The organism is Enterococcus alishanensis (assembly GCF_019218635.1).
GTDB lineage: Bacteria > Bacillota > Bacilli > Lactobacillales > Enterococcaceae > Enterococcus_A > Enterococcus_A alishanensis.
This window is the reverse complement of record NZ_JAHUZB010000001.1, coordinates 537,855-550,816: the sequence shown is the minus strand read 5'-3', so window position 1 is coordinate 550,816 and position 12,962 is coordinate 537,855. Positions and strand designations below refer to the sequence as shown.

Genomic DNA, 12,962 nt, shown 5'->3' with positions numbered 1-12,962 from the left:
TAGCAAACAAAATAAAGATATAAAAATTTTTCTATTTATTTTCGATAAAGGCCAGTTTAGCCGCTTGTAAGTTCGCTGAAGTATACGCACACATAAAAGCTGTCCCATTTGGATAAACTTCAGGAACCATTCTTTCAAAGAAAACCGCTAACGGTGTATATTCCGTTTCCCAAGTTCTTACTTGAATATCCTCTGCCATTTTGATTAATTCACTTTTTGTGATTGGAAACTTAATATCTAACTCTGCTACAGCTTTTAAAAAAAAGTGCATACCAATATTAGGAAATCTCATCTAGTTTTCCTCCTGACGTAAATATTGATACATTTGTTTATCTTTACCAATACCAAACATATCAGGAGAAGCTGCACCACGATGATTACCCAGCCAAATTAAATCTCCCATATAAGCCTGTTTTTGAATTGCGTCACAAATTCCTGGATATAAATCCGCTTTAAAAATATATGGTAGACCCACAGGGGCTTGAGTAATTATATCTCCTTCTGGATTAACTACCATACTACGGCCAAACAAGGAATAACAATCATCCATTTCTGAATTATTGACGGCTACAACATAAACTTTATTAAAGTACGCTCCAGCTCGGTTTGTAATTTCATAAGCATTTTCAAAAGGTGTCATATAAGTCGTTAAACGTAATACAACATTGGCTCCTTTGGTCGCCGCTTCCCGCCAATTATCTTGGTAGTCTCCGTCAGAACAAATAATAGTAGCAATTCTTGCTCCTTTTGGTCCGGCAAAAACGTTAATTTCATCACCTGGACTAGTGGGTTCCACTGGATTCCAAGGCGTCACCTTCCGATAAACGTCAACAATCTCCCCGCGATCATTTATAGTAATACCACAGTTTTTATAAAAATTGCCATCTTCTTCATCCACACAAGCGCCTACTACTAGCCAAATCTGATATTCTTTACAAGTTTCTTTTAAAAGAGCAAGTTCTGGTCCCTCTAGAGAAATGCAACATAAAGATGCATGTGGACCAACACCATTTAAAGATGCTTCAGGAGTGACAATCATATCTAGACCTGGATAACCAGTGACTGCCCTTTCAATCCATTCAATCAATTTATCGACATTTTTCATTACTTCTTCTTTTGATTTCGGCACGACTGCTAAACTCATTTGAAAAAGCACAACGCTTAAACACTCAGTTTCAATTTTACCAGGTAAGGGAAAACAATTACCTACGTTCATATCTTCCTCCTAACTAAAATATCATTTAGACAAAGTAACACTTTCCATTAGATTTTTAGGTGACTGCTGAGTAAATAATTGAAATTCATGAATTAAGTGAGCCTGATCATAATAACCTAATTGACAAGCTAACTTCGCCAAAGTCATGTCAGTCTTAGCAAAAACAGCTTTGATCGCATTTTGAAAGCGAATAATTCGACTGTATTTTTTAGGACTAATCCCAATCTCTCTCCGAAAAATTTGTTGGGTATAGCGTCTAGAATAGCCTGTTTCATCGCCAACTTTTTCCATCGAAATAGCCGTTGTATTAGTACACAGCAAGACTGATAAATACTCCGACAATACTGAACGGCGATTTTCATCCAAGAAAATACTGCGATGATCAGCCAAAATCAAATCCTTCCGTTGTTGAAAATCCTTCACCAGTTTAAATTTTTGAATTAACTCATTTGCAGCGGGAAATTGGCTATCCAAAGAAACCAGTTGATTGACTAAACAGCTCTGATCTTTTTCCTTACAACGCAAACCGACATTGGTATAAGGTTTCACCCCAAAATAACAAATTCCCGGTTCGAAAATAGTTTCTTTTGCCTCGGTTAAAATCCCTAGCATTTTACTAGTCACTTCTTCTCCTTTGATTTCAAAGATTAGGTTGACACAAGCATCCGGCAGATAGGTAACCACCATCTCTTCCTTAACTTGAAACTGATAAAATAATGCCTCGGTTTTTAAATGTTCCCGCGACCAATCCAACAGCTCTTCTTGATAATCAATAATTCTATGATCATGGGAAAATAGCTGAAAAGGTTTGGCGTCAATTATTTTATTTTTGGTTTCTATGATTTTCATCAGACTCACTCTTTTCCATTATCAATTTAACTGAAGGACACAATCGTTATACTGTAAATCTAACATATTTTGTCATTCTTAGTTATAAAAATATGGCATCAAGAATTTTTTCAGTACCTACTCAGTTTCTATAAAGTTGTAAAACATTTTGAAACGATTTTCCATTGACCCTCAGTATCTTTAATCAAGTGGAAATGATCCTCCAAAGTCCCATCTCCAAAGAAACCTGTTTCATAGACGGTTGCTTCAGCAATATTTCCGGTTACTACTAAATGAGTAATTTCAGCCTTATAAGGGGCACCACTGTCTTTCATTGCTGGCTGAGAACCCACATCTTCGATAAAAGGTGTCGGTGTCGCAATCATCAAATCCGGTCCCATATAGCCAGTCATAATTGCACTAGGATGAAAAACTTTTTTCAACATTTCGGTGTCAGCAGTATAAGTTCCTTCGATATAATTCTCTACTACTTTTTGAACAGCTTCTTTTGTCATATTTTTTCCTTCTTTCCTTATAGTTTTAATAGTCTAGCAGCGTTATGATAAAAAACTTTTTCGATACTTTCAGGATCATTTGCTAAAGCTTTTTTAACTTCCAAAATTGAATATTTAAAATTACCAAAAGGATAATCCGTACCAAAAAGCACTCGATCTGCCCCTAATAAGTCCACCCCTTGCTTAATCAAAGTCGCATTACAGAAAGTGGTATCAGTATACACATTATCTAAACCAGCCGTTTTTTTAGCAAACTCTTCTGGCCAGCCACAACAGTGTGCTGCAATCAAATCATAATCTTTAAAGCGTGGTGCAAACTCATAGAAGTAACGCGGATCACCAAACTCTGGATTTTGCGGATAATTTACATCTGGACCATAATACTGACCAATCCCCACGTGAAAAATAACTGGTAGACCAGCTTTACCAAATAAATCTACCGCAGCTTCTACTTTTTCATTTTCCAAACTAATATTTTGCAAGATCGGATGGACTTTTAAAGCTTTGGCTCCTAATTTAATATCATTTAATAATTTTGCTTCCATCTCTGGAATCTCCAAATCAAAATTTGGACAAGTAAAAGGAATGAAGCGCTGATCTAATTTAGAGACAGCCAAATATTCCTCAAAGTTTGTGTTTGGCAAGACCGGTAAAAGACAAGCATAAGCAATCTCATTTTCAGTCATGTCGTGGGCAAAATTTTCCATCGTACATTCCCAAACGCGATATTGTCCCGCATCAATCAACTGTTGCAAGGCTACCGGATTTTCTGGGAAAAATGGCGTATTGTAACCAGAAGCTTCAAAAGGGATAAACGGATCAACATAATCACCTTTTTTATAATTGGTTTTAAAGGTAATACTACGATTTTCGTGGAAAATATCTCCTATATGAGTATGAAAATCAATAATTTTCATCTTATCTCCTCCTAATATCCTTCAAGATGTAAAATTTTAGCCGCATTTTCAAAGAAAACTTTATTCATCATTCTTTCGTCATCAGCGAAAGCTCGTTTAACTTCTTCGATTGAATATTTAAAGGTTCCAAATGGATAGTCCGTCCCAAAGAGCACTTTATCTTCGCCGATATATTTTACTCCTTGCTGCATCAATTCAGCCGAACACATAGTAGTATCGGTATATACGTTATCTAGACCCTTAGTATTTTTTGCAAAGTCCTCAGCCAACAAACAGCAATGAGCCGCAATCAACGGATACTTACTAAAACGAGGTGCAAAATCATAGAAATACTGTGGATCACCAAATTCTGGATTTGTCGGATAATCTTTATCTGGTCCATAATAGGAAGTCACACCAACGTGGAAAATTGTTGGAATATTGGCTTTACCGAAAACTTCCACCGCTGCTTCAACTTTTGGATCTTCTAAGCTGACATTTTGTAAAATCGGATGAATTTTTAAACCTTTCGCTCCTCGTTGAATGTCAAGCTCCAATTTTTTCTCTAATTCTGGAATCGATAAACTGAAATCAGGACAAGTAAAGGGAATAAAGCGAGAATCTAATTTTGAAACAGCTAGATACTCTTCAAAACTTGTATTTGGTAAAACCGGCAGCAAGCAGGCGTAATCAACATGATCTTCCGTCATATCATTGCCAAAATTTTCCATTGTACATTCCCAAACTCGGTATTGACCTGCATCGATTAAACGTTGATGGTCTTTTTCATCTTTAACAATCAGCGGCTTAGTATAGCCAGAACGTTCAACTTCAATAAATGGATCTTCGTAGTCACCTTTTTTAATATTGGTTTTAAAGGTAATACTGCGATTTTCGTGGAAAATATCTCCTACGTGAGTATGAATATCTAAAATTTTAACCATTGTTTTCTCCTTTACTCTGCTAAATTTTGTTGGTTCACATTTTTTGAGGTGCTGGTTTTGATACTCCAAAAAATAGTTATGACTGTTAAAATGGCTAGAAAAACTACACTAGTTAAAAAGACCGTACCGTCGTCAGCATTGGGAATTAAGCCAGCTAAGGCATTGATAATCAGTGGAGAGGCGGCTGCACCAACTGAGGTGAATGCCATGTAACTTCCCATTGAACTAGACATTTGTTCAGGTGTCGCCGTTTCAGAAATTGCCTGAATCCCTAAAGGAACCGACAATGAGAAACCAATCCCGGCCGTAATCGCTGCTAAAAAGACCACAGCAATACTTGGGAATAGTACCAATAGCAGATAGCCTCCTGCGGTTACCGCACATGCTAAGGTTAAGACGAAACGATTTAAAACTTTAAAAATTTTAGGAAAGGCAAAACCACCCACTACTCCGGCTCCGGTACTTAGTGACATAGCCAAAGCTACCGTTGAAGGGTCGCCTAAGTTCATTGAAGCAATATAAAGCGAAGCATTCAATGAAAAAGTCGAATAGCCAATACAGAACAAGCAGATCAACAAACCAATAAAATAAATCGAACCAGGAACTTTTGCTTTTGGCGCGCCACTATCAGCGGCTGTTTTTTCTGGTGCGACTTTTTCAGCTGGTAACCAGATTGTCACAATGATAATCGTCACAATGATAATCCCAAAAGTCAGATAAGCTTGAGACCACTGCACCCGCGCTAGCATCCCTGCTAACATCATCATGACTACTGAACCTCCATTTTGAAAAGCCGTCTGTAAACCATACATCTGACTACGCTCTTCTCCTTCAAATAACTCAGTAGAAATATTACTGATGGTCGTCATTAAAGTCCCTTGTCCGGCACCAATTAACAAACTTGAAGCATAAATATAAATCAATTGATCATTTAAAAAGGCTGGAATCAAACCGCCAATCATCATTAAAAACAATGCAACTAATACTAGATATTTCTTATTGATTTTATTACCTAGGACTCCTGCCAATAAGGTAGCAGGAAATGAAGCCACCATCCCAAAAGTCATTACCATCTGAATCGCTGTCAAACTGGCTTCAGGAAAGTTTTGCGCAATATTTGCTAAGACTGTCGAAGCCACCATGATTGCCATTACAATAAATGATTGAGATAGCACGGCAGCTTTTATTTTAAAGTTATTCACTACTTTTCCTCCTCGTACTACAAAAATGAGTGTCAATTTTGGGAAAATAGAACGAACACAAAAATCTTTCGTCATCTTTACTTTAAAATCATGATTTTAATTTTTGAATTTATTTTACTAAGGATGGCTTAGCTGCAGTCTAAACGCTCCTTAAATTCACATGCTTAAATAATGTCCATCGCCGCATAATAGCCGGTGTGGACGGCTTTTCTCACAACTGATGCGCCGGTACAATCGCCAATCGGCATAAAACTTTCCCAGCCATCCCAACTACGAATTTCTTCGACAATTTTTTCATTTGGTTTCATACCTACTGCGTAAATCACAGTATCAGCTTCAAGACTGTGAGCCTGTCCTTCAGCGTCTAAATAAGTTACGCCACTTTCTGTTACCTCAGTGACTTGAACTTGTGTCTGGCTATGAACCAAATCAGCCATTTTATCCATCATTTCAAATAGAGCTGCTTGATGAATCCGATTAGAATCGACTGCCAAGCCAGTTTGAAGTTCTAAAACGGTTACATCAACTCCTGCTTCAGCTAGGTGTAAAGCAACTTCACAGCCCATCAATCCCCCACCGATCATAATTGCTTTTTTTCCGACCTGCTCGGGGTGTTGATAAACCTCGGTTGCATGAATCATTTCAAACTTATCACTGCCAGGTAGTTTTAATTCCACCGGTGTGGCACCAGAAGCAACAATAATTGCTTGAGGGTTAAGTTTTTTCACCAATGCTAGATTCGCTTCTGTATTCAATTTCACTTCAACAGCATTCTTAGCTAGTTGTCTAATTAAATAATCCTTGAAGCGTCTTAAATCATCTTTATGAGCGTCAATATCAGTAAATTTTAAGTTGCCTCCTAGTTGAGCTTCCTTTTCTACCAAGGTTACTTGATGGCCTCTTTTGGCTGCGGTAATTGCTGCTTTCATCCCGCCAGGTCCACCGCCAATAACTAAGACCCGTTTATGATTGACTACATTTGGCGTTCTTAGTGTATACAATTCATTTCCGGCTATTGGGTTAACATCACATTCATTGTGACCATCATACTTACCACCTAAACAATTCGTACATCTTAAACAAGGCGTCACATCGGCTTGACGACCAGCAAAAATTTTATTTGGAAGTTGTGGATCTGCCACAATTCCTCGACCAATCGCAATAAAGTCAGCCTTACCTTCAGCAATAATTTTTTCCATGTCCTCTGGATTATAATGGGCACCAACTGTCACAATTGGTGTTTTCACCCCACCGTTTTTCATTGCTTCAGCTAGTGGTAAATTACAGCCATGAGGCAAGTAAACAGACGGGAAGGTATATTGTTTTGTAGCATAATAAGAACCTGCGGAAACATGTAATAAGTCAATTTTCCCATCTAACATTTTAGCAAATTCAACGGCTTCATCAATTTCCATACCACCCTCTAGATATTCATCCCCACTAATTCGATATTCTAAAAGAAAATCTTCTCCAACTTTTGCACGAATCGCATCAACCACCATTAAAGGAAATTTTGCGCGATTTTCTAGACTCCCACCGTATTCATCTGTTCGATGATTGGTAGCTGGAGATAAAAATTGAGCCAATAACCAACCGTGGGCACCGTGAATCATAATTTTTTGGAAGCCACTGTATTTAGCATACCAAGCTGTTTCCGCAAACTCATCGGCCACCCGCTTCATGTCGTCTTCGTCCATCTCTTTTACAACAGTGCCGTTTTCTTTCGTAAAACCATTTGGCCCAATTGGTTGGTGTCCGCGGGTAAAAATAGGTTCACTAGTATCGCCACCGTGGAAAATTTGGATCGAAGGAACTGCCCCATGACGTTTAATTGCATCGGTAACTTTTAACCAACCAGAAGTCGGAAAAATAGCTCTTTCAAAATCAGGTACCAGTACATCATCATTCGGCCGTCGACTCGCATCATAACGATTAATCGCGGTTTCACTCAACGTCACACTAGCAGCACCACCGCGGGCCTTGTCTTCGTAATAAAAAACTGTGCTTTCATCAGGCATACCGGTATAATAATCCGGCCAAACTAAGGATGTCGGTGAAGCAAAAATGCGGTTTCTAAAGGTAATGTTCTTAATCTTTTTGGGACTGAATAAATGTGGGTACTGTCTCATTTTAATTCCTTCTTTCAGCTATTTTTATAAACAATCTTCCCATCAACCATTGTCATGACTACTTTTGTTTTACCAATTTCTTCTGGTGGAATCATTAAAATATCCTGGTCTAAAATCTGAAAGTCGGCTACTTTCCCCACTTCAATTGATCCCCGAACCGCTTCAAGGTGTTCTTGTTTTGCGCCATTAATGGTGTACATGCGAATCACATCGGCACGCTCACTAGTTAAATCTGGACGATATTTATTTCCAGAGACGGTTTGCCGAGTCACTGCAAATTGCGCCCCTTCTAACCAATTTAAAGAAAAAATGTTAGAATCTGATCCATTGGCAACATTTACACCAGCTTTTTGATAGACATCCCAGGCAAACAGCGCATTTCCATATTCTTCGTCAAAACGCAACCGCATAAAATCCATCATTTGATAAGCTGCCACCGCTTGAACTGACATACTAATATCATATCTTGCAGCAACTTGGGCATTTTCGACTGTCATATCATCACCATGAATAATAAAATGACGAGGATTTTCCCGCGGATATTTTTCTAAGGCTTGTTTATAACCTTCAATAATTGTATCAATTGTTCGACCACCAATCGCATGAATTCCTAATTGCCAACCACGACGATGAACTTCGATAATTGTCTTAATCAATTCTTTTTCTTGTGCTAAATCGGTCTCTCCCGGAAAAGTTGAACGCCCATGATCTCCGACCACTTGATTATTTTCTCTTAGCCAACCGCCACCGTCACCGAATATTTTGACTGTCTCAGCCTTCACCCAGTTTCGATCTTGAAAATCTGGTAAAGTAGTTTTCTCCAATCCTTCCGTAATTGCTTGATAACTTTGAATACCATCAATTCCCGCTAATAAATTAATACTTACTCGAGCAGTTAATTTATCTTCCCTTGCTAATTTTTCGTAAATTCCAATACTTTTCTCGCCCCAAGTGCCTCGAATAAGCTGATTACCACCAATGCCTAAAATATCCACATGGCTAGTAATGCCATATTTATTTAACTCTCGGTTCATTTCTAAAATACAAGCTTCAATTTCTTCTGCTGGTAATGTTGGCACCTGCTGCCAAACTAAAACTTGAGCACCCCATTCATTTAAATAGCCCGTGGGTTCTCGACTGTTTTCGAGTCGTTCAATCAAACCAGCTTCTGGTGGCAAATCTGGTGTTTTTTCAGAGATATCGCAACGCCCCAAAGCTTGACTATTAACCACCATTCGATGGGCGCCATAATCATTTAAAACAACTGGATTATTTGGTGAAACAACATCTAAATCCCATTTTTTTAAGGTTCGTCCTTCTGCCAGACATTCTTCAATTAACATTTCATTCCAGCCCATACCGACAATCCAAGCACCCTCAGGAACTTTTTCAACGGCTGCTCGAATAATTTCTTGTAAATCAGAAATTTTTTTAACTTTAGGAAATCGGACATCTAAAAAAAGGGGACTTAAAGACAAACCGGTATGAACACCATGCATATGGGCATCATGAGTGCCTGGCAACATCAACTTGCCTTGTAAATCAATAACTTCGGTTGCTTCATCGAGATATTTTTTAATCTTTTCATTTGAATCAACGGCGATAATCCAACCAGACTTAACCGCCACTGCCTCGGCTAATGAGAATTCGTCATCTACTGTTGCAACTTTTCCGTTTAAAAAAATCACATCTGCTTTTTCCAACTGATTGCCTCCTAAATTTTAACAAGCGCTTTCTTTTCTTAATTGTATCAATCGCTTGTTGTCTAAAATTGTAAAAAAAAGAACTAAAAAATTTTTTATCCTACTAAATTACTTTGAAAATTAGCAAGAAATATTCTCTCAAAAAAAAGATACGTTTTTTATTCGAAAACACAAAAAAACCTGTAAGAAAATTAATTCTCACAGGTTGAACTACTTGTTTTTAATTACGCGATTAAATTATGCAAAACCTAAAGTATATACTTCATTTAACAAATCTGATTTATCTTTTTGGCCTAATGCGTTAAGTAGACTGCCACCTGAAGCCAACCCACCTAAAGCGATTGAAGCACCATTTAAGACAGTTTGACGACCTTGATCAGCTAACTTCCATACCGTATTTAAAGCAAAGTGACCAGTTAATAATAGACCATTAATTGCTAATGGAATAATCCCTAAAATTGGAATCGCACTTAAAATACCTAGTGCCCAATAAGCTGCCACAAATGCAACTTCTACAACTGCATGTAGAGCAGTACTAGCGATTTGAATCCCACTATCTAAAAGAGAAGGAACAATTGTACCTAGTGCACTTGCAATAAACAAAGCATTGTTCAAAGCTGCTTGATCACGATCTGAACCCGTTACATTCATATTTTCAATATGACCATTAGCACTATCAAGTTGTGTTTTCAATGCTAAAAGCTGTGTAATTGTACTCAATGTATTGTTTACAACTGTCCGACCTGTCATTAATAAATCTTTGCCGATATTAAATGCAGCGGCTGGAAAAGCTAACAATCCATCAAGGAACAACGGCAAAATACCTACAACTGGAATCGCACTTAAAAACCCTAAACCTAACATTGGTAAAAAGAAAGCCAAATCAATCGGTGTTTCCACAACACCTTCAACGACATTGGCAACTAAATTGGCCCCTCCACCAACAACAGCTGATCCAGGACCAATCAAGCTTAAAATAGCAGCTTGAATGGCTTCTTCAGCAGCGTGTTTATCAGCAGCTAGCTGTTTATCTTGTAAATCAAAGCTTCCATTTCCAAGATTATGAATGTTCCATTCATTGCCTTCATCATCTGTCACATCTACAGAGCCCATTTTAGGAATACTAGCTACGACACCATTGATTAAAATAATACTTTCACCAGTATTTACATCATATACAATCGTCATATTTCCTGCATTATTGATAACAATATCACCCATTGTATTTCCTTCAAGGGATTTTAAATATTTTTGCCAAATGACATTTGTTGTTAAATCATTTTCAGTTAATACATTACTTGTAATACCTTCAGCGTTAATAGTTTTCACTTCTTGGTCTTTTTGGCTATCAGCAATACCGTTTACTGATACCGTGTTATCGTTAATCGGTGAAGTACTTTGATTCCCAGAAGTTTTTTCAGTTTCTGCTTCTGGTGTTGTTTGATCCACCACTTCCTCTTCGGCTGGATCAGCAACTTCAGCATTTTCATCTTTGACTGATTCGTCTTTAATATCCTCTGTCACTTCTGGCGTTTCATTAGCATCAGTAGAAACCTCTGAATTTTCAGTGCTTTCTGGCACAACTACCTCTTCTGTAGTCTCAACATCAATAGTAGTTGCTGGCTGTGCTGTCGCTTGTTCTTGCAAAGCTGCCACGGTTGTTTGAACATTTTGTGTTTTTTCTTCTTGCTGCTGTTGTTCAACCGCTATCTGTTCACTTTGTTCAATAACGTCAGCGCTTGCTTTCACGCTGCTTACAGTAGTCAATACAGTCGACATTAATAAAACACTCAATACCCCCAATACTGGTTTTTTAATTTGTTTCATAATGTTATCTTCCCCTTTCATTTTAACATCTCTTTAAATTATATCATTAGTTATTATATTTTCAAATATAATTTTAAAAGATAACCAAAATCCTTATCAACAAGCTATTATAAAGATGATTACAGCACAAAAAAATAATATTCAAAGTTATATTAAAAATATTTTTTTGAGAGAAAAATATATTCCCTTTTGATACAAGTATTATTACTTGCGAAATAGTTTGCGCATTGACAATTGATTCTTGAAATAAAAAAAGACTGCGAGAGAATCTCACAGTCTTAGGTCCGAGTATTTAAATCAAATTAACCGATAAATGGGTTGTTTTTTAAGTTGTAGAAAGATTTGATTCCTTGGTATTCAGCAACATCACCAAGTTGATCTTCAATACGTAATAATTGATTGTATTTAGCAATCCGGTCAGTACGTGAAAGAGATCCTGTTTTGATTTGGCCAGCATTAGTTGCTACAGCAATATCAGAGATTGTAGAATCTTCAGTTTCACCAGAACGGTGAGAAACAACTGCAGTGTAGCTAGCTTTTTTAGCCATTTCAATCGCATCAAAAGTTTCAGTTAAAGTACCGATTTGGTTAACTTTGATCAAGATTGAGTTAGATACGCCTTTAGCGATACCTTCAGCTAATTTTTCAGTGTTTGTAACGAATAAATCGTCACCAACTAATTGAACTTTGTCGCCTAAAGCATCAGTTAATTTTTTAGTACCTTCCCAGTCGTTTTCATCTAAGCCATCTTCAATTGAGATGATTGGATATTTAGCAACTAAGCTTTCGTATAAAGCGATCATTTCGTCAGTTGTTTTTTCGCCTTCGCCTGAATCAGCAAGAACGTAAACACCTTTTTCTTTGTCGTAGAATTCTGAAGAAGCAGCATCCATAGCAAGAACGATGTCTTTACCAGGAACGTAGCCAGCTTTTTCGATTGCTTCGATAATTACTTCGAAACCTTCTTCGTTAGAACCAAGGTTAGGAGCGAATCCACCTTCGTCACCAACTGAAGTTGCTAAACCTTTTGCTTTTAAAATAGCTGCTAAAGCGTGGAATACTTCCGCACCATAACGTAAAGCTTCTTTAAATGTTGGTGCACCAACTGGCATAATCATGAATTCTTGGAAATCAATTGAGTTGTCAGCATGTGAACCACCATTGATGATATTCATCATAGGAGTAGGCAAAACTTTCGTATTGAATCCACCTAAGTAGTTATACAAAGGAATTTCTAAAAAGTCAGCAGCAGCACGAGCAACAGCGATTGAAACACCTAAAATAGCGTTCGCACCTAATTTACCTTTGTTAGGTGTACCGTCTAATTCGATCATTGCTTGGTCAATCGCAGCTTGGTCACGTACATCATAACCAATGATTGCTTCTGCAATAATGTTGTTTACGTTATCGACTGCTTTAGTAACACCTTTTCCGCCGTAACGAGCTTTGTCGCCATCACGTAATTCAACGGCTTCGTATTCACCAGTTGAAGCGCCTGAAGGAACCATTCCACGACCAAATGCGCCGTCTTCTGTATAAACCTCTACTTCGATTGTTGGGTTACCGCGAGAGTCTAGGACTTCACGTGCGTAAACATCTGAGATAATTGACATGTTTTGTCTCTCCTTTAAGATTGTTTTTATTAATAGGGCAAGCCCTTATTATTGATAATAGTGAAAATTTAGCGTTTCTGCAAACAAAA

General features: G+C 37.6%; 11 protein-coding genes. All 11 read right to left on the bottom strand.

Features of this window, described 5'->3' with window-relative positions; genetic code table 11:
- Positions 1 to 31 precede the first annotated feature (31 nt).
- Positions 32 to 292, bottom strand: coding sequence for a hypothetical protein (locus tag KUA55_RS02685; protein WP_218324625.1), 261 nt, complete (start codon positions 290 to 292; stop codon positions 32 to 34).
- Positions 293 to 1,216, bottom strand: a complete 924-nt coding sequence (locus tag KUA55_RS02680) for a nitrilase-related carbon-nitrogen hydrolase (protein ID WP_218324624.1) — start codon at positions 1,214 to 1,216, stop codon at positions 293 to 295.
- Positions 1,217 to 1,237: 21 nt separating this feature from the next.
- On the bottom strand, positions 1,238 to 2,065 hold the full coding sequence (locus tag KUA55_RS02675) for a helix-turn-helix domain-containing protein (RefSeq protein ID WP_218324623.1): 828 nt from the start codon (positions 2,063 to 2,065) through the stop codon (positions 1,238 to 1,240).
- 128 nt (positions 2,066 to 2,193) lie between these two features.
- Positions 2,194 to 2,559, bottom strand: coding sequence for a nuclear transport factor 2 family protein (locus KUA55_RS02670; RefSeq protein ID WP_218324622.1), 366 nt, complete (start codon positions 2,557 to 2,559; stop codon positions 2,194 to 2,196).
- A 17-nt stretch (positions 2,560 to 2,576) separates the two neighbouring features.
- On the bottom strand, positions 2,577 to 3,476 hold the full coding sequence (locus tag KUA55_RS02665) for an amidohydrolase family protein (protein ID WP_218324621.1): 900 nt from the start codon (positions 3,474 to 3,476) through the stop codon (positions 2,577 to 2,579).
- Positions 3,477 to 3,487: 11 nt separating this feature from the next.
- Positions 3,488 to 4,399 (bottom strand): amidohydrolase family protein, encoded by a 912-nt coding sequence (locus KUA55_RS02660; protein ID WP_218324620.1) that lies wholly within the window; start codon positions 4,397 to 4,399, stop codon positions 3,488 to 3,490.
- An 11-nt stretch (positions 4,400 to 4,410) separates the two neighbouring features.
- Positions 4,411 to 5,601, bottom strand: a complete 1,191-nt coding sequence (locus tag KUA55_RS02655) for an MFS transporter (RefSeq protein WP_218324619.1) — start codon at positions 5,599 to 5,601, stop codon at positions 4,411 to 4,413.
- Positions 5,602 to 5,765: 164 nt separating this feature from the next.
- The gene (locus tag KUA55_RS02650; RefSeq protein ID WP_218324618.1) at positions 5,766 to 7,730 is read right to left on the bottom strand and encodes an oxidoreductase; all 1,965 of its coding nucleotides are present in this window, start codon (positions 7,728 to 7,730) and stop codon (positions 5,766 to 5,768) included.
- 14 nt (positions 7,731 to 7,744) lie between these two features.
- Complete coding sequence (locus tag KUA55_RS02645; protein ID WP_218324617.1) at positions 7,745 to 9,433, bottom strand: amidohydrolase; 1,689 nt, start codon at positions 9,431 to 9,433, stop codon at positions 7,745 to 7,747.
- A gap of 237 nt (positions 9,434 to 9,670) precedes the next feature.
- A complete protein-coding gene (locus KUA55_RS02640; RefSeq protein WP_218324616.1) occupies positions 9,671 to 11,260 on the bottom strand; it encodes a hypothetical protein in 1,590 nt (529 codons plus the stop codon).
- A gap of 302 nt (positions 11,261 to 11,562) precedes the next feature.
- Positions 11,563 to 12,873 (bottom strand): phosphopyruvate hydratase, encoded by a 1,311-nt coding sequence (gene eno, locus KUA55_RS02635; RefSeq protein ID WP_218324615.1) that lies wholly within the window; start codon positions 12,871 to 12,873, stop codon positions 11,563 to 11,565.
- Positions 12,874 to 12,962 lie beyond the last annotated feature (89 nt).

Bases quoted from the DNA above. Each gene is read 5' to 3' on its own strand.
- KUA55_RS02650 (WP_218324618.1), bottom strand. From the start codon at position 7,730: ATGAGACAGTACCCACATTTATTCAGTCCCAAAAAGATTAAGAACATT.
- KUA55_RS02680 (WP_218324624.1), bottom strand. From the start codon at position 1,216: ATGAACGTAGGTAATTGTTTTCCCTTACCTGGTAAAATTGAAACTGAG.
- KUA55_RS02640 (WP_218324616.1), bottom strand. From the start codon at position 11,260: ATGAAACAAATTAAAAAACCAGTATTGGGGGTATTGAGTGTTTTATTA.
- KUA55_RS02685 (WP_218324625.1), bottom strand. From the start codon at position 292: ATGAGATTTCCTAATATTGGTATGCACTTTTTTTTAAAAGCTGTAGCA.
- KUA55_RS02670 (WP_218324622.1), bottom strand. From the start codon at position 2,559: ATGACAAAAGAAGCTGTTCAAAAAGTAGTAGAGAATTATATCGAAGGA.
- KUA55_RS02675 (WP_218324623.1), bottom strand. From the start codon at position 2,065: ATGAAAATCATAGAAACCAAAAATAAAATAATTGACGCCAAACCTTTT.
- eno (WP_218324615.1), bottom strand. From the start codon at position 12,873: ATGTCAATTATCTCAGATGTTTACGCACGTGAAGTCCTAGACTCTCGC.
- KUA55_RS02665 (WP_218324621.1), bottom strand. From the start codon at position 3,476: ATGAAAATTATTGATTTTCATACTCATATAGGAGATATTTTCCACGAA.
- KUA55_RS02660 (WP_218324620.1), bottom strand. From the start codon at position 4,399: ATGGTTAAAATTTTAGATATTCATACTCACGTAGGAGATATTTTCCAC.